The organism is Zobellia alginiliquefaciens, assembly GCF_029323795.1.
Lineage (GTDB): Bacteria > Bacteroidota > Bacteroidia > Flavobacteriales > Flavobacteriaceae > Zobellia > Zobellia alginiliquefaciens.
Window position 1 is genome coordinate 89,614 of record NZ_CP119758.1, and the last position, 17,009, is coordinate 106,622.

At 38.5% G+C, this 17,009-nt stretch carries 14 protein-coding genes; 10 read left to right on the forward strand and 4 right to left on the reverse strand.

Annotated features, from left to right (window positions below; all coding sequences use genetic code 11):
• Positions 1-40: 40 nt before the first annotated feature.
• From mtaB to P0077_RS00450, 3 genes are all read right to left on the reverse strand, one after another.
• The gene (gene mtaB / locus P0077_RS00440) at positions 41-1,369 is read right to left on the reverse strand and encodes a tRNA (N(6)-L-threonylcarbamoyladenosine(37)-C(2))-methylthiotransferase MtaB (protein WP_276167213.1); all 1,329 of its coding nucleotides are present in this window, start codon (positions 1,367-1,369) and stop codon (positions 41-43) included.
• A gap of 226 nt (positions 1,370-1,595) precedes the next feature.
• Positions 1,596-2,771, reverse strand: a complete 1,176-nt coding sequence (locus P0077_RS00445) for a GlmU family protein (RefSeq protein ID WP_276167214.1) — start codon at positions 2,769-2,771, stop codon at positions 1,596-1,598.
• A 135-nt stretch (positions 2,772-2,906) separates the two neighbouring features.
• Positions 2,907-3,194 carry a type B 50S ribosomal protein L31 gene (locus tag P0077_RS00450; protein WP_215438956.1) on the reverse strand — a complete coding sequence of 96 codons (288 nt, stop codon included), beginning with the start codon at positions 3,192-3,194 and terminating at the stop codon, positions 2,907-2,909.
• Between the two features lie 180 nt (positions 3,195-3,374).
• Here P0077_RS00450 and P0077_RS00455 point away from each other — a divergent pair, with 180 nt between their 5' ends.
• The 7 genes from P0077_RS00455 to P0077_RS00485 all read left to right on the forward strand — a co-directional run bounded on the left by P0077_RS00455 (position 3,375) and on the right by P0077_RS00485 (position 10,240).
• Positions 3,375-3,896, forward strand: a complete 522-nt coding sequence (locus P0077_RS00455; RefSeq protein WP_276167215.1) for a DUF4199 domain-containing protein — start codon at positions 3,375-3,377, stop codon at positions 3,894-3,896.
• A 190-nt stretch (positions 3,897-4,086) separates the two neighbouring features.
• Complete coding sequence (locus tag P0077_RS00460) at positions 4,087-5,061, forward strand: glycosyltransferase family 2 protein (RefSeq protein WP_276167216.1); 975 nt, start codon at positions 4,087-4,089, stop codon at positions 5,059-5,061.
• Between the two features lie 39 nt (positions 5,062-5,100).
• Positions 5,101-6,810 carry a phospho-sugar mutase gene (locus P0077_RS00465; RefSeq protein WP_276167217.1) on the forward strand — a complete coding sequence of 570 codons (1,710 nt, stop codon included), beginning with the start codon at positions 5,101-5,103 and terminating at the stop codon, positions 6,808-6,810.
• Positions 6,810-8,636 (forward strand): ABC transporter ATP-binding protein, encoded by a 1,827-nt coding sequence (locus P0077_RS00470; protein WP_276167218.1) that lies wholly within the window; start codon positions 6,810-6,812, stop codon positions 8,634-8,636. The genes P0077_RS00465 and P0077_RS00470 overlap by 1 nt, the downstream gene beginning before the upstream one ends.
• 59 nt (positions 8,637-8,695) lie before the next feature.
• Positions 8,696-9,250 carry an RNA polymerase sigma factor gene (locus P0077_RS00475; protein ID WP_276167219.1) on the forward strand — a complete coding sequence of 185 codons (555 nt, stop codon included), beginning with the start codon at positions 8,696-8,698 and terminating at the stop codon, positions 9,248-9,250.
• A gap of 11 nt (positions 9,251-9,261) precedes the next feature.
• Complete coding sequence (locus tag P0077_RS00480; protein ID WP_276167220.1) at positions 9,262-9,783, forward strand: hypothetical protein; 522 nt, start codon at positions 9,262-9,264, stop codon at positions 9,781-9,783.
• A complete protein-coding gene (locus tag P0077_RS00485; protein WP_276167221.1) occupies positions 9,776-10,240 on the forward strand; it encodes a hypothetical protein in 465 nt (154 codons plus the stop codon). The genes P0077_RS00480 and P0077_RS00485 overlap by 8 nt, the downstream gene beginning before the upstream one ends.
• Positions 10,241-10,252: 12 nt before the next feature.
• Here the strand turns inward: P0077_RS00485 and P0077_RS00490 are convergent, their stop codons facing one another.
• Positions 10,253-11,281, reverse strand: a complete 1,029-nt coding sequence (locus P0077_RS00490; protein ID WP_276167222.1) for a WD40/YVTN/BNR-like repeat-containing protein — start codon at positions 11,279-11,281, stop codon at positions 10,253-10,255.
• Between the two features lie 72 nt (positions 11,282-11,353).
• On the opposite strand from P0077_RS00490, the gene P0077_RS00495 reads away from it, so the two are divergent.
• From P0077_RS00495 to P0077_RS00505, 3 genes are all read left to right on the forward strand, one after another.
• Positions 11,354-12,568, forward strand: coding sequence for an RsmB/NOP family class I SAM-dependent RNA methyltransferase (locus P0077_RS00495; RefSeq protein ID WP_276167223.1), 1,215 nt, complete (start codon positions 11,354-11,356; stop codon positions 12,566-12,568).
• Between the two features lie 220 nt (positions 12,569-12,788).
• Positions 12,789-16,472, forward strand: coding sequence for a phosphoribosylformylglycinamidine synthase (gene purL / locus P0077_RS00500; RefSeq protein WP_276167224.1), 3,684 nt, complete (start codon positions 12,789-12,791; stop codon positions 16,470-16,472).
• 72 nt (positions 16,473-16,544) lie between these two features.
• Positions 16,545-16,997, forward strand: coding sequence for a GNAT family N-acetyltransferase (locus P0077_RS00505; RefSeq protein ID WP_276167225.1), 453 nt, complete (start codon positions 16,545-16,547; stop codon positions 16,995-16,997).
• Positions 16,998-17,009: the final 12 nt, after the last annotated feature.

Below are 17,009 nucleotides of genomic sequence, written 5' to 3' on the forward strand. Positions count from 1 at the left end.
TTTGAAGATGAATCCCGCAACTAGCGGGATTTTTTTTGTCCTATGCTTTTACGACCTCTTTCTGGAAATTAAAACGAACTAACCCATCTTCATCTATTTCCTTTAATTCTACATGATGCAGCGTATTTACCAACTCCGGGTTCCAAGGTGCTTTTACCTTCACATAATTGCTCGTAAACCCATGAATATAGCCTTCTTTGTTTTCCCCCTCAAAAAGCACCTGATACGTTTTACCTAATTGACTTTCATAGAAAGCCCTTCTTTTTTTAACGGAAAGTCCACGTAACATCTTGCTGCGTTTATTTCTAACCTGTTTTGGCACTACACCTTCCATTTCTGCCGCGGCGGTATTATCGCGCTCCGAATACGTAAAAACATGCAGATATGATATATCCAATTCATTTAAAAAATGATACGTCTCTAAAAAGTGTTCATCGGTCTCTCCCGGAAACCCAACTATGACATCTACACCAATACAGGCATGAGGCATGGTTTCCCTAATTCTTTTTACCCTATCTACATACAAATTGCTCATGTACCGGCGGCGCATCAACTTTAAAATAGCATCGCTACCACTTTGCAAAGGAATATGAAAATGTGGCACGAACGAGTTGCTTTGAGAAACAAAATCTATCGTTTCGTTCTTTAACAGATTAGGTTCTATGGAAGAAATACGAAGACGATGAATGCCCTCTACCTTATCCAGAGCTTTCACCAAATCTAAAAATGTGTGTTCATGCTTCTTATTACCAAACTCACCTTTTCCGTAATCACCTATATTAACTCCGGTTAGAACAATTTCCTTAATACCCTTTTCAGAAATTTCGGCTGCGTTCTTTAGCATATTCTGCAACGTATCACTTCGTGAAATGCCCCTAGCCAACGGAATGGTACAATACGTACATTTATAATCGCATCCATCCTGCACCTTTAAAAAAGCCCGTGTACGATCGCCAATTGCATAACTGCCTACATAAAAATCCGCATCCTCTATTTCACATGAATGGACTTCACCAAAATCATTTTTAGTCAGGTCATTTATATAATCCGTTATCTTGAATTTCTCCGTAGCACCCAAAACCAAATCGACACCATCCACAGCTGCCAGTTCCTCAGGCTTCAACTGTGCGTAACAACCAATGGCAGCCACAAAAGCCTCTGGATTAACTTTCTGTGCTTGCTTCACAATGGTCTTAAACCTTTTATCGGCATTCTCGGTTACAGAACACGTATTAATTACATACATATCTGCATGTTCAGAGAAATCTACGCGGTCAAAACCATCCTCCTGAAAACCTCTGGCAATGGTGGATGTTTCGGAAAAATTGAGTTTACAACCCAATGTATAGAAGGCAACTTTCTTTTTCATATTCTTACGCTTTGCTTTCGTATTCAATTGATGCTATAATTTTTAGAGGATGCAAATATACGAACTTGTTACCAGCCCATTACAAACAAGAAGTGTTTGAATTTATGAATGTTACAGGTTCTAACAACCAAACCAACTCACAAAGGCCGCCTATCTACTTAAAAAAGTTTTATTTTTTCAGAATTACATGCAAAAAGTTAGGTACCTATAACCTCCTAATACATGTTTAGTAATTCCTCCACTTTTTAGTTAGCTCAAAAACATGTTCCAAAATCCGAGCTTCTTGATCATCAAACTCCACATTTCTCCTAGCCATCATTACCTTGGCTGCATCAAAAGCCTTTGATGTACTGTACGTAGAAAAACCCGAAGCACCGCCCCAACTAAAACTTGGCACAAAATTACGTGGAAAACCAGGAACATAAATATTACAGTTCACACCAATTACGGTACCTGTATTGAACATGGTATTAATTGCCGTCTTACTATGGTCTCCCATCATGAGTCCACAAAACTGTAAACCCGTTTGCTCAAATTTTTCCGTAGCGTAATTCCATAAACGTACTTTTGCGTAATTGTTCTTAAGGTTGGAGTTATTAGAATCCGCACCAATGTTACACCACTCCCCTAAAACAGCATTACCCAAATACCCTTCATGACCTTTACTTGAATAACCGAAAATTACTGAATTACTGATTTCACCGCACACCTTTCCGTAAGGTCCTATAGTTGTGGCTCCGTATATCTTGGCTCCCATTTTCACTACGGCGTTATTACACAAAGCAAAAGCCCCACGTATAAGGTTTCCTTCCCAAACCTGAGAATCCTTACCTAGATAAATAGGACCATCCGTAGCATTCAAAATACTATGTTCCACTTGCGCGCCTTCTTCCATGAAAATTCGCTCAGGGTGAATTAATGTATTGGTTTTAGGTATGGGCGCACTTTTTCTACCTTCCGTAATGAAATCAAAATCTGCCTGAATAGCTTCTCCATTTTTGGAAAAAATATCCCATGTATGCTCAATTCTAATTATATCCTCATCAAATTCAATGTGATCGTACGTTGAAAAATCAACCTCTTCTTGACTCTCATGAGTAAAAAAAGCAATGACTTCATCACCTTGAAAAATAGCCTCGTTTTCTTTTAAGTCCTGAACAAGGTCAACTAATGTTTGATTTGGCAAAAAAGACGCATTGATCAATACATTTTCTTCCATTTCAACCATAGGAAATTTTTCGGACAGATACTCCTCCGTTATCGTCGTAGTAGTGTTTCCGAGATACTTTTCCCACTTTTCACGTATCGTTAATATACCCACACGGATATCCGCAACAGGCCGTGTAAAAGTGAAAGGCAGCAGGTTATCCCGTACCGTACCGTCAAAAAGAATATAGTTCATGGTTGGCAATTTTATGCTAAAGTAGGTATTCTCTTTTTTTAATCCATTCGTTCACCCATAGAAATATAGGTAAGATTATAAACTAAAAAAGCCTCCGACAATTGTGGAGGCTTTCTAAATATCTTAAACAAGAATTTATTTTTCTTCTTTATCAGCTTTAGCTGCTGCAGGTTTCTTCTTGAACTTGTCGTATTTGCTTTTGAACTTATCAATACGTCCGGCAGTATCCAGAAGTTTAGCCTTACCAGTATAGAACGGGTGAGATGTTCTTGAAATTTCTAATTTTACCACTGGGTATTCAACACCATCAACTTCAATAGTTTCTTTGGTAACTGCTGTAGATTTAGTTAAAAAAACCTCGTCATTAGACATGTCTTTAAAAGCAACTAATCTATAATTCTCTGGATGTATATCTTTCTTCATTATAAATAAAATTTAACGCACCCATTCCGACAGGCACTCATTTTAAGGCTGCAAATTTAGTTAATTTTCCTGAATTCACAATCTAAATACAAAAAAAGAAAGAAAAAAGATATTTTTACTTGTAACAAAGTAACAAAAACAAGCACTAACTTTGAAAACAACCAAAAACATTATAGAAAGATGGAAGATACTCAAGCTCAAACGGGAAAATTTTCGCTTAATTACGGCCTAATAGTTGGTGCTGTTGGCATAGCCTTTGGTATTATGTTATACGTAATGGATATGCAATATGAACGGGGTTTTGCCGTACAAGCAACTCAAACCTTAATTTTGGTTGCCGGTATTGTATTGGGTATTTATCAATTTAAAAAAGCCAATTCAAACTTTTTAACAATTTCGGAAGCTTTAAAAGTTGGCGCAGGAGTTGCTCTTATTGCAGGCCTTTTAGGTATACTCTATTTTTATATTTTCTCTAACTTTATAGAACCGGATTTCATGGATAATATGTATGAAATAGGAAAACAACAGGCTTTAATAGATAACCCTAAACTTACGGAAGAACAAATTGATCAAGGTATTGAAATGCAAAAGTCGTTCTCTTGGATGACTTACCCCATAATTTTAGTCATGAACATCCTTATTGGTCTTGTTGTAGGTGTCATTACAGGTCTAATTCTTAAAAAAGATAAACCTGCATATTAGATTTACCTATCTATATTCACTTGACTTTTTTAGCTTAGGATTTTGTATTTTTTTAACTATCAATACTTTATGACCGACGAACATTGCATTTTCTAAAAATCAAACTAAAAGAAAGAAGTGTTATAGGATAAAAGTTTAAATAACTTCAATATCAAAATTGTATTTTTGGTCAGATATATAGAAACTTTGCATGGATCTGTCCATAATTATACCCTTACTTAACGAAGAAGAATCTTTAAAAGAACTTCATGATTGGATTTTAAAGGTCATGCGTGCCAATAATTTCCAGTATGAAATTATTTTTATAGATGATGGCAGTACTGATGATTCTTGGAAAACAATCACGGAACTTGCGCAATCCAACCCGAATGTAGAAGGGCTACGGTTCAAAAAGAATTTTGGTAAATCCCAAGCGCTACATGCCGGCTTTAAAGCTGCAAAAGGCAATGTAGTTATTACTATGGATGCGGACCTACAAGATGACCCGGAAGAAATACCAGAACTGTACCGATTGATAAAAGAGGACAAATACGATTTGGTTTCAGGTTGGAAGAAAAAAAGATTCGATTCCGTACTTTCAAAAAACATGCCTTCAAAATTGTTCAATTGGGCGGCACGTAAAACCTCGGGGGTAAAACTGCATGATTTTAATTGTGGCCTCAAAGCTTTCGATAAAAAAGTAATCAAAACTATTGAGGTTTCGGGCGAAATGCATAGATATATTCCCGTTTTGGCCAAAAATGCCGGTTATGGCAATATTGGAGAAAAGGTTGTAAAGCACCAAGCACGAAAATACGGACACACCAAATTTGGCATGGAACGTTTTATAAACGGTTTTCTAGATTTATTGACCATTTGGTTTGTATCTAAATTTGGTCGCCAGCCCATGCATTTATTTGGGGCTTTGGGCGTTCTCATGTTCATTATAGGCTTTGGTTTTGCCATCTATTTGGGTGTGGACAAGCTTTTTATAAACCCTTACGGAAGATTAATAACCGATCGCCCGCAATTTTTCATTGCACTTACAGCAATGATTATTGGTACTCAGTTATTTTTAGCAGGGTTTTTAGGTGAAATTTTGATAAGATCACGAAAAAATGAAACACGTTATACCATTTCCGAAGAAATAGGTCCAGAGTCAAAAGCAAAGGAATATTCTTCGTAAGTTTAAGCGCTAAATAATACACATAATACAGACACTACTATGGATGCCATTCTAAATACCGCCAAATCTTGGTTGACCGATTTTTTTGACCCAGAAGTAAAAAAAGAAGTTCAACATCTAATTGATAACGACACTGAAGAGTTAAAGGACAGATTCTACAAGAATATGGAATTTGGAACCGGTGGCATGCGAGGTGTAATGGGTGTTGGCACCAATAGAATAAATAAATATACTTTAGGTAAAAGTACGCAAGGCCTAAGCAATTATCTTATAAAAACATACGGATCAAAGGATGTAAAAGTAGTTATCGCTTTTGATTGTCGTCACAATAGCGACACCTTGGCAAGAACCGTAGCTGAAGTACTTTCTGCAAACGGAATCAAAGTTTTTCTTTTTTCTGAATTACGCACCACTCCAGAATTATCTTTTGCCGTTAGACATTTAGGTTGCCACGCTGGTATAGTCCTTACAGCCTCTCACAACCCGCCAGAGTATAATGGCTATAAAGTATATTGGACCGACGGCGGACAAATTGTTCCTCCACAGGATGGCGAGATTATATCAGAAATCAATTCGCTTTCTTTTGAGGACATTAAGTTCGAGGCCAATGATAGTCTAATTGAAACTATTGACAAAGAAGTTGATGAAGCTTTCATAACTGAATCGGTAGCTAATGGAAACTTTAACGCTGCAGGTAAAGATGATTTTCAAATAGTTTTTACATCGCTTCACGGTACATCCATAACTGCTATTCCAGAAGTATTAAAAAGAGCCGATTACAGAAATGTAACCATTATTGAAGAGCAGGCCAAACCTGATGGTGACTTCCCTACGGTGAAATCTCCAAACCCTGAAGAGCCTGAAGCTCTTTCAATGGCAGTTGCAAAAGCCGAGGAAATAGGAGCTGATATGGTCGTAGGAACAGACCCGGATAGTGATCGTTTGGGAATTGCCGTTCGCAACCTAGATGGGGAAATGGAAATTGTGAACGGAAACCAGGCTATGGTCCTAATGACCAAATTTTTGCTGGACAAGCAAAAAGCAAAAGGTTTTAAAGGAAATGAATTTATAGCAACTACCATTGTTTCCACTCCCATGATGGAAGCTATGGCCAAATCATACGGTGTTGAGTTCAAGACCGCACTTACCGGTTTTAAATGGATTGGCAAGATGATAAAGGACTTCCCTGAATCGAACTTTATCGGTGGTGGCGAAGAAAGTTTCGGTTATATGGTGGGCGATTTTGTTCGTGATAAAGATGCCGTTACCTCTACCCTATTGGCTTGCGAAATTGCTGCTCAAGCTAAAGCGGATGGTAGTTCTTTTTACAAAAAGTTGATCGACTGTTATGTTGACTATGGTTTCTATAAAGAGAAGCTGATTTCCATCACCAAAAAAGGAATGAGCGGTGCCGAAGAAATCAAGCAAATGCTAAAAGACTTTAAAGAGAATCCTGTTTCTTCCGTAGCAGGTTCTAAAGTAAAATGGATTGAAGATTACAACACCTCTATCGCCAAAAATGTATTGACCGGTGAAGAAAAAGCTATCGATATTCCAAAATCCAACGTTTTAATATACGAAACTGAAGATGGTACCCGCATAGCGGCAAGGCCAAGTGGAACGGAACCAAAAGTTAAGTTTTATATCAGTACGAACACAAAGCTGGATAAAGCAGAAGATTTCAAAAAAGTCTCTAAAGAACTGGATGATAAAATCCAGGATATTCTTACGGAGCTTAATCTTGGTTAATGGAGTATTTCAAAAAAATCCTACGGTTTGCAAAGCCGTATAAATTATTTGCATTTTTAAATATTATATCGAACATTCTCTATGCCTTGTTCTCAACACTGGCAATGATTTCGTTGTTCCCTATGTTAACGGTCCTTTTCAATAAAACTGAACCGCTTTACGTAAAGCCGGAATGGAAAGGACTGTCTAGTGCCAAGGACTATATTACGGAATACCTAAATTTTTTCGTTACCGAAAGAAGTCAGCAAGGCGATGCCGGCGATGTCCTCATGCTAATGGTAATTCTAATAATTAGTATGTTCTTCATGAAGAACGTATTTAATTACCTCGCCATGTACTTTATTACTTTTTTGCGTAACGGGGTACTTAAAGATTTACGGAATGAACTGTATGACAAAACAGTAGAATTGCCCATTTCATACTATTCGGAAAAGAGAAAAGGTGACACCATAGCCCGCATAACTTCTGATGTTTTAGAAATTCAACATTCATTTCTATCTATTTTAGAACTGATTGTAAGGGAACCATTGACTATAATCTTTACGATTATAGCCATGCTGTCCATAAGTCCAAAACTAACACTATTTGTATTTTTGTTCCTTCCGCTTTCTGGTTTTTTAATTTCATTAATAGGAAAATCACTGAAAAGAAAATCCGCCAAGGTTCAAAAAGAACAAGGCTTTTTCTTATCTATTTTAGAGGAGACCTTAGGTGGTTTACGGGTTATAAAAGCTTTTAATGCGGAATCTAGATTTTCAAAAACATTTCAAGCCTCCACCAAAAGATTTTTTAATTTCTCCAATAGCCTACTCAACAGACAAAACTTAGCTTCACCTACAAGTGAGTTCTTTGGTATTGCCGCAATTGGTGTTATCCTGTGGTACGGTGGGCAAATGGTGCTTGTAGAACAGACATTGGAGCCTGGGCTATTCATTACCTACATGACGCTTTCGTATCAGATTTTAACGCCTGCAAAAGCAATTAGCAAAGCTTCATACAGTGTAAAAAAAGGAAACGCCGCCGCAGAAAGGGTCATAGAAATCCTTGAAACCAAAAACCCTATCGTAGACAAGCCAGATGCTTTGGTCAAGGAAACTTTTGATAAAGGGTTAGAAATTCAAAATATATCTTTTAAATATGAAGATGAATATGTATTAAAAAACTTCAATTTAAAAGTTCCTAAAGGAGAAACCGTAGCGCTTGTTGGGCAATCTGGTAGTGGAAAAAGTACGATTGCGAACCTGGTGACCCGTTTTTATGACGTTAATGAAGGTAAGATTACCATAGACGGTCACAACATAAAAGACATATCCAAAAAGTCTTTAAGAGGTCTTCTTGGCCTTGTTACACAAGATAGCATCTTATTTAATGACACCGTAACTAGCAATATTTCCTTGGGCAAAGAAAACGCAAGTAGAGAAGAAATCATAGAAGCGGCAAAAATTGCCAATGCGCACGATTTTATAGTAGACCTACCTAAAGGCTATGACACCAATATTGGCGACAGCGGCAACAAACTCAGTGGTGGTCAAAAGCAACGTTTATCCATTGCAAGAGCGGTATTAAAAAATCCTCCCATCATGATATTGGACGAGGCCACTTCTGCCCTAGATACGGAGAGCGAACGCCTGGTACAAGATGCTTTGGAGAAAATGATGCGCAATAGAACTTCCATAGTTATCGCCCATAGACTTTCCACCATCCAGAATGCCAATACCATTGTGGTACTTCAAAAAGGAGAAATAGTGGAACAAGGCTCTCACGATGAACTCATCGCTAAAGATGGCGCTTATAAAAAACTAGTGCAAATGCAATCTTTGGGCTAAGCAATTAAACCTTTTGCTAAATTTATAGTCTTAACTATAAGAATTTAAGCCCAATCCATTTGATTGCAGAGGAAACCTTAGTAAATCAGTTACAAGAGACAAAAACGCAGGCCAGCGCTTTTGAGGTATTGGTAGACACTTATAAAGAGCGTCTATACTGGCATATTCGTAGAATTGTGTTAAACCATGATGATGCAGATGATGTGCTACAGAATACTTTTATAAAGGTTTACAAAAACATTTCAAATTTTAAGGGAGATAGTAAACTCTATTCTTGGATCTATAGGATAGCTACCAACGAGGCGCTTTCATTTTTGAAAAGCAAATCCAGGATGATGGGAGTCAGTGATGGAGAATTACAAGACCGTTTAGTCGAAAATCTTAAAGCGGACGTATATTTTGAAGGTGAAGAAATACAATTAAAGCTACAGCAGGCCATAGCAACCCTGCCAGAAAAGCAAAAACTAGTCTTCAACATGAAATACTTCCAAGAGCTTAAATACGAAGAAATTTCAGAGATTCTTGAAACATCGGTCGGGGGTTTAAAAGCCTCTTATCATCTGGCAACCAAGAAGATTGAAGCACATTTAAAAGAACAGAAAGAATATCTTTAGCAGTATAGCGTATGAAGCCATTCGATAAAAAAAATCCGTTTAAAGCCCCTGAAGGGTATTTTGAAAAGTTTAATAAAAACCTTTTTGAAAAGCTCGCTAGCGAAGGTGCAGCCATACCTAAAAAGGAAGGTTTTGAACTTCCTGACGGTTACTTTAATTCTTTTAATGACAGACTTCTAAATAAATTAAAAGAAGAACAAGAAAGCAAGGTCATTCCATTAAAACCCTTTAAAAAATATTACTACGCAGTAGCGGCCGTGGCTGCAGTATTGATAGTTGCCTTGACATTAAACTTGAATTTGAACAAAACAAATGAAATTGGTTTTGATGATTTGGCACAATCAGATATAGAGAACTATTTTGACCAAAATGAATTGGACCTTACAAGCTATGAATTAGCGGAAGTAATGCCTATTAGTGAGCTTGAAATGACGGATATGTTCGAAAGTAATTTTAGTGACGAAAACGTGCTAGATTATCTTGATGAGAACATAGATTATTTTGACGAATTAAATCTTGTATACAATGAATAGATTAAAGAAAATAGTTGTAACCATGGTGCTTTTATTAGCCTCTGTGCAGTTTTATGCGCAGAAATCCCATGATTACGACAAAATAAAGACCCTAAAAATCGCTTATCTAACAGAGCGCTTAAACTTAAGTAGCAAAGAAGCACAGGCTTTCTGGCCTATCTACAACGAATACGAAGATAAACGTGGTGCGCTTAAAGAGAAAGAGTACAATCAGATACGCAGCAAGGTAAAGGAATCTGAAAAGCTGTCGGAAAAAGAGGCGAATTCAATTATTGAACTATTCCTTAAAATTGAACAGGAAGAGGAAGATATTAGAAAGGACTTCATTAAAAAAGCGGCAGGAGTTATTACGGCCAAGAAAACGCTGTTACTATTGCGTTCAGAGGAAGAATTTAAACGCCAGCTCATTAGAAAATATCATCAAAAGCGGGACGAAGGCGGCAGGAACATGCCCTAAAGCATAAAGGACCTATTTAAAAATCAGTTTTGCTATTCTATTTTTCCCGGCGGCATAAGCCACATTTTCAGCTTGAAAACGAATTGTATAAAAGGACTCATCGGACAGTTGTTTCCAGGTAGTTCCTCTATCGCTTGAGTACGATATGCCTGTAAACCCAATGGCTAGAAGACCTTTGCCATCGGAGCCGGGAACAAATTGAACACAACTTTTGTATTGCGGATTTTGACCATCCGCTATCAGTTGCCAAGTATTTCCTCCATCAATAGTTACGGCCTTATTGGCCGTATTGACTTCGGGCTTGGTAAAATCACCTCCTATGGCAAATCCTATATTTTCATCATAAAAATCGATTGAAAAAATGCCCTGGGTCTCTACATCACTGCTCACCGGAGTGTTTTGAACTTCCCATGTTTTTCCTTTATCACCCGAAAAATAAACTCGACTTTTAGTTGTCCCTATCCAAGTTTTGTCACCCAGCACTTTAATATTCGTATTGCTAGCCGCAAAAGCCCCTTCTCCCCTTACACTCCTCGGAAGTTGTTCGCAGGGCAATTTACTCCATGTATTTCCCCCGTCCCTGGTTATCAGAATACTTAAGCAACCGTTCATTGCATCTCCAACCACAATACCCTCAGAATCGTTCCAAAAAGTCATAGCATCATAGAAAACACTGTCATCTTCCTCCGTGTACACCAATTCCATGCTTCCGTTTTCACCTGTTTTATATAACAATGCCGGATTTGCAATAGATATCATAAAAAAATCCGTGGAAGTATGGGCAATAGCTCGAAACTCCGGAGTAATAGAATCATATTTTTGTATACTTTCCCTAACCTTACCCGTAGCTAGATCCACACTTCCAAATATACCGTTACTGCCGGCATACCCTAAACTGTTTCCCATAATCTCTATCGCACGGATACTTACGGAATCTTCATAAATAGTTTCAATTTCAACGGAAGTAAATGGTTGATTTTTTTGCTTTTCAGCACAAGAAATAAAAAGAATGGCAGTCAAAAGAGGGAATAGAAATCGCATACGTACAAAGTTTCTCAAAAATAAAGGTAATCCAACAGCAAAACAATACCTTTGCAGCCTTAATTTTTTGTAATGAAGCTACATAGAAACTTGGTTTTCGCAGTAATCGATGCCTTGAACTTGATTTTTAACGAAGGAGAATATGCCGATAAGGTAGTACAGAAAGTACTAAAATTCGATAAACGCTGGGGTTCTCGCGACCGTGGTTTTATTGCCGAAACTACTTATGAAATGGTGCGTTACAAGCGTTTGTATTCTGAAATTGCCGAAGTAAAGGCGCCTTTCAGCAGACCGGACCTTTTTAGAATGTGGGCGGTATGGGCCGTTTTAAAAGGAATAAAACTTCCGGATTGGAAACAGATAGAACCTACCCCGGAACGCCGTATTAAAGGACGATTTGATGAACTTTCCAATATTAGAAAATTCCGCGAATCACTTCCGGATTGGATTGATGAGATTTGTTTGGAGGCTTTGGGCGAAAAACTGTGGAACGAAGAAAGTGCTGCACTTAACGAGCAAGCAGAAGTAATTCTACGAACCAACACCTTAAATACAAACAAAGAAGCCCTTCGTAAAGCTTTGCTTGATGAGGGTATAGTTGTTGAACCGATCAAAGGGTACGCCAGTGCACTTAGGTTACCAGAACGTGCCAATGTTTTTGTTACCGAATCATTTAAGAAGGGTTATTTTGAAGTTCAAGATGCCTCGTCTCAGCTTGTAGCGGAATATTTAGATGTAAAACCAGGACAACGTGTAGTAGATACCTGTGCCGGAGCCGGCGGAAAATCACTTCACTTGGCTGCGCTTATGGAAAATAAGGGTCAGCTTATTTCCATGGACATCTACAGTAGTAAGTTAAAAGAGTTAAAAAGACGTGCTAGACGGAATAATGCCCATAATATTGAAACCCGTGAAATAGATTCTACCAAAGTATTCAAAAAGTTATACGGTAGTGCGGACCGTGTTTTGATAGATGCTCCTTGTACAGGTATTGGAGTGTTACGTAGAAACCCGGACAGTAAATGGAAAATGCAACCTGAGTTTCTTGAAAAAATTACGAAAACGCAGCATGATATCATTCGCAGTTATAGCAAAATAGTAAAGCCAGGCGGAAAGATGGTTTATGCGACTTGCTCAATTCTTCCGCAGGAAAACAATGACCAAGTGACCTCATTTCTCGCATCTGAAGAAGGAAAGGACTTCAGTTTGGTAAAAGAGAAGAAGATTTTCGCTTCAAAAAGTGGTTTTGACGGGTTTTATATGGCATTGTTAGAAAAGAAAAGCTAGTTTTTCAATTTGCATAACATAGGTTTTTAAACTTTGTTCCATTGATAGTATTGAATGAATTCACTTTCATTTAGTACTAAACCGAGAAGAATTTAATCTCGATTATCGAGTAATCAACAGGCTGTTAACTTTTAGTTTGAAAAATTTGTAATACTCCTTTAAAAAGAGCCTTTTAAAGGCTAAATTTGCGCTTTCTCAAACCTATCAATTTACAAGCTAGATGATTCACTTCTTCGGGGATGCAGCCAATAAAGTTTATGCCGTTCAAACGGTTGAAGAACTTTCACAGGAAAACATAAATAAATTAACGTGGTTGTTCGGCAACCTACCAAAAATAAATACGGCGTCTATAGACGCCTTTTTTGTTGGCCCTAGGGCGGCAATGATTACGCCATGGAGTACCAACGCCACAGAAATCACCCAAAACATGGGTATTGAGGGCATCATCAGAATAGAAGAGTTCAAAGCATCAAGCGAAGACTTTACCGATTTTGACCCTATGCTTTCTGAAAAATTCAATGGTTTATCTCAATCCATCTTTAAAATTGATGTAAAGCCTGTCGCTGTTCAAGGCATAGAAAATATAGGCGAGTACAACAAACAAGAAGGTTTAGCCTTAAGCGACGAAGAGGTAACTTACTTAGAAAACCTTGCTACAAAATTGGGTAGAAAACTGACCGATTCCGAGGTTTTCGGTTTTAGCCAAGTGAATTCAGAACATTGCCGCCATAAAATATTCAACGGTACTTTTGTAATCGATGGCGTTGAAAAACCGTCTTCGCTTTTCAAACTGATCAAGAAGACGTCACAAGAGTTTCCTAACGATATTGTATCTGCATATAAGGATAACGTAGCTTTCGTAAAAGGGCCAAAAGTGACCCAATTTGCCCCAAAAAGTGCCGATAAACCCGATTTTTATCAAGAAACGGAGTTTAATTCGGTAATTTCCTTAAAAGCGGAAACACACAATTTTCCAACAACGGTAGAACCTTTTAATGGCGCTGCAACAGGTTCCGGTGGTGAAATTCGTGACCGTTTAGCCGGTGGAAAAGGTTCATTACCATTGGCAGGAACCGCTGTTTACATGACGGCATACTCCCGTTTGGAAGAAGACAGACCTTGGGAAAAAGCTTTTCCAGAAAGAGAATGGTTGTACCAAACGCCAATGGACATCCTTATAAAAGCATCTAATGGTGCATCGGATTTTGGAAATAAATTTGGACAACCTCTTATTGCAGGTTCCGTATTGACTTTTGAGCATGACGAATCTAAAGACAGTGATAATACAAATACCAGAAAATTAGGTTTTGATAAAGTAATCATGCAAGCCGGTGGTATCGGTTACGGAAAAGCAGAGCAAGCTTTAAAAGACACACCTAAAGATGGTGATAAAATTGTAATCTTAGGTGGTGACAACTACCGTATTGGTATGGGTGGTGCCGCCGTTTCCAGTGCGGATACAGGTGCATTTAGTTCTGCCATAGAACTGAACGCCATACAACGTTCCAATCCGGAAATGCAGAAAAGAGCGTCCAATGCCATTCGTGGTATGGTAGAAAATGATGTAAACCCTATTGTTTCGATCCATGATCATGGTGCGGGTGGCCATCTTAACTGTCTTTCTGAATTGGTAGAAGATACCGGTGGGAAAATAGACTTGGATAAACTTCCTGTGGGAGACCCTACCCTATCGGCCAAGGAAATCATCGGTAACGAATCCCAAGAACGTATGGGCTTGGTTATCGGTAAAGAAGATGTTGATCTGTTACACCGTATTGCCGATCGTGAGCGTTCTCCTATGTATGAAGTGGGTGATGTAACGGGTGACCTTAAATTTACTTTTGAATCCGCTACAACCGGTGAAAAACCAATGGATTTGAATTTAGAGGATATGTTCGGAAGTTCCCCTAAAACCATAATGACCGATGCTACGGTTCAAAGAAATTATACAAACCCCGAATATTCATTGGAGTTTTTCCATGATTACTTGGAACAGCTACTTCAACTGGAAGCAGTTGGTTCTAAAGATTGGTTAACAAACAAAGTAGACCGTTGTGTGGGAGGCCGTGTTGCCAAACAACAATGTGCTGGGCCTTTGCAGCTTCCTTTGAACAATTGTGGTGTTATGGCATTGGATTTTAAAGGAAAAGAAGGGATAGCTACTAGTATTGGCCACTCTCCTATTTCCGGGCTTATTGACCCAGCTGCAGGTAGTTTGAACAGTATTGCCGAATCTTTGACCAACATCATTTGGGCTCCGCTTAAAGACAATTTGAAGTCCGTTTCGCTTTCTGCCAACTGGATGTGGCCTTGTAAAAACGAAGGGGAGGATGCCCGTTTGTACGAAGCGGTAGAAGCAGTTTCCAACTTTTCTATTGCATTAGGTATCAACGTACCTACCGGAAAGGATTCCCTTTCCATGAAACAAAAATATAAAGATGGAGATGTTATCGCTCCCGGTACAGTGGTTATTTCCGCAGCAGGAAATTGTGATGATATTACTAAAGTAGTTGAACCGGTATTCAACAAAAATGGCGGTTCGGTTTACTACATCAACCTATCAAAAGATAGCTATAAATTAGGTGGTTCTTCCTTTGCCCAGATCCATAATACTATTGGTAGCGAAACGCCAAGCATAAAAGATACAGCCTATTTTAAAAATGTTTTCAACGCCATTCAAAACTTGATAAAGGAGGATGACATTGTTGCTGGACACGATGTGGCTTCCGGTGGATTGATTACGACTTTATTGGAAATGTGTTTTGCCGATACCAATCTGTCCGCTGAATTGGATGTATCGAACCTTGGTGAAGCAGATACTATAAAATTACTTTTCTCTGAAAATTCGGGAATCGTTTTTCAATCAAAAGATGAATCTGTTGAGCAAAAATTAGCGGACCTCAACATTGATTGTAAGAAAATAGGAAATGTGGTTTCAGGTACCGTTTTAAAAATCAAAAACGGTGGAATGGAAATGGGTCTGAACATTAATTCTTTAAGAGATACTTGGTTCAAGACTTCTTATTTACTGGATAGTAAACAAACAGCCAATAATTTGGCCAAAGACCGTTTTGACAACTATAAAAATCAACCGCTTCAGTACAAATTCCCTGAAAACGTTGATTTGAGTAGTATTCCATCAAACACCGGAAACAGACCCAAAGCTGCCATTCTACGTGAAAAAGGTAGTAATTCTGAACGGGAAATGGCAAACGCTATGTACTTGGCCGGTTTTGATGTAAAAGACGTGCATATGACCGATTTGATTTCTGGTCGTGAAACGCTTGAAGACATTCAGTTTATTGGTGCCGTAGGCGGGTTTTCAAACTCGGACGTTCTGGGCAGTGCCAAAGGTTGGGCCGGTGCTTTTAAGTACAACGAAAAAGCAAATGCCGCCCTTAAGAATTTCTTTGCTAGACCTGATACCCTATCTATCGGAATTTGTAACGGTTGCCAATTATTTATGGAATTAGACCTCATAAACCCTGAGCACGAAACACACGGAAGGCTAACCTATAATGACTCCAACAAACATGAGAGTAATTTTACATCGGTAAAGATTCAAGAGAACAGTTCTGTAATGCTTTCAAGCTTAGCAGGAAGTACCCTAGGTGTTTGGATTTCTCACGGAGAAGGTAAATTTAGCCTACCACATGACGAAAGTGAATATGGAATCGTTGCCAAATACGGTTACGAAGGCTACCCTGCCAACCCCAACGGAAGCCACTTTAATACCGCTATGTTGTGCGATGTAACTGGTCGCCATTTGGTAACCATGCCACATATTGAACGCTCTATTTTCCCTTGGAACTGGGCGTATTACCCAGAAGGAGCCAATGATGCGGTTTCTCCATGGCTAGAGGCTTTTGTGAATGCTAAAAAATGGATTTTGGAGACAAACTAAACCAACTACATAGTAAATTAAAACGGCGTGTACCCAAAAGTACACGCCGTTTTTTTTGTAGTTTAGTTGAACATGAAAATCCGAAGAGCAAACCGAAAGGATATTCCTGGAATCGTGCAACTATTGAGCAATGATAAATTGGGCAAACTGCGGGAAGCTTATGCAGAACCGCTACCCGAAAAATATTATGAAGCTTTTGATGCTATAAGTCAAGACCATAACCAAGAGTTGGTAGTTATTGAAGACAATACTCAGGAAGTTATTGGAACGCTTCAGTTAACCTTTATTCCCTATTTAACTTACCAAGGTGGAATCCGTGCCCAGATAGAAGCCGTGCGTGTTCATGAAAATTACAGAAGTAAAGGCATTGGTAAGCAACTGTTTAAATGGGCCATACAACGTGCAAAGCAAAAAGGCGCACACGTTGTACAGCTCACCACGGACAAAAAACGTCCGGAAGCTTATAAATTTTATGAAAATTTAGGTTTTAAAGCTAGTCATGAAGGGATGAAATTACACCTCTGACTTCACTCAAAA

What these genes read in the sequence shown, in the direction of transcription:
- mtaB (WP_276167213.1), bottom strand. Translation starts at nt 1,369, where the DNA reads ATGAAAAAGAAAGTTGCCTTCTATACATTGGGTTGTAAACTCAATTTT.
- P0077_RS00445 (WP_276167214.1), bottom strand. Translation starts at nt 2,771, where the DNA reads ATGAACTATATTCTTTTTGACGGTACGGTACGGGATAACCTGCTGCCT.
- P0077_RS00450 (WP_215438956.1), bottom strand. Translation starts at nt 3,194, where the DNA reads ATGAAGAAAGATATACATCCAGAGAATTATAGATTAGTTGCTTTTAAA.
- P0077_RS00455 (WP_276167215.1), top strand. Translation starts at nt 3,375, where the DNA reads ATGGAAGATACTCAAGCTCAAACGGGAAAATTTTCGCTTAATTACGGC.
- P0077_RS00460 (WP_276167216.1), top strand. Translation starts at nt 4,087, where the DNA reads ATGGATCTGTCCATAATTATACCCTTACTTAACGAAGAAGAATCTTTA.
- P0077_RS00465 (WP_276167217.1), top strand. Translation starts at nt 5,101, where the DNA reads ATGGATGCCATTCTAAATACCGCCAAATCTTGGTTGACCGATTTTTTT.
- P0077_RS00470 (WP_276167218.1), top strand. Translation starts at nt 6,810, where the DNA reads ATGGAGTATTTCAAAAAAATCCTACGGTTTGCAAAGCCGTATAAATTA.
- P0077_RS00480 (WP_276167220.1), top strand. Translation starts at nt 9,262, where the DNA reads ATGAAGCCATTCGATAAAAAAAATCCGTTTAAAGCCCCTGAAGGGTAT.
- P0077_RS00485 (WP_276167221.1), top strand. Translation starts at nt 9,776, where the DNA reads ATGAATAGATTAAAGAAAATAGTTGTAACCATGGTGCTTTTATTAGCC.
- P0077_RS00490 (WP_276167222.1), bottom strand. Translation starts at nt 11,281, where the DNA reads ATGCGATTTCTATTCCCTCTTTTGACTGCCATTCTTTTTATTTCTTGT.
- P0077_RS00495 (WP_276167223.1), top strand. Translation starts at nt 11,354, where the DNA reads ATGAAGCTACATAGAAACTTGGTTTTCGCAGTAATCGATGCCTTGAAC.
- purL (WP_276167224.1), top strand. Translation starts at nt 12,789, where the DNA reads ATGATTCACTTCTTCGGGGATGCAGCCAATAAAGTTTATGCCGTTCAA.
- P0077_RS00505 (WP_276167225.1), top strand. Translation starts at nt 16,545, where the DNA reads ATGAAAATCCGAAGAGCAAACCGAAAGGATATTCCTGGAATCGTGCAA.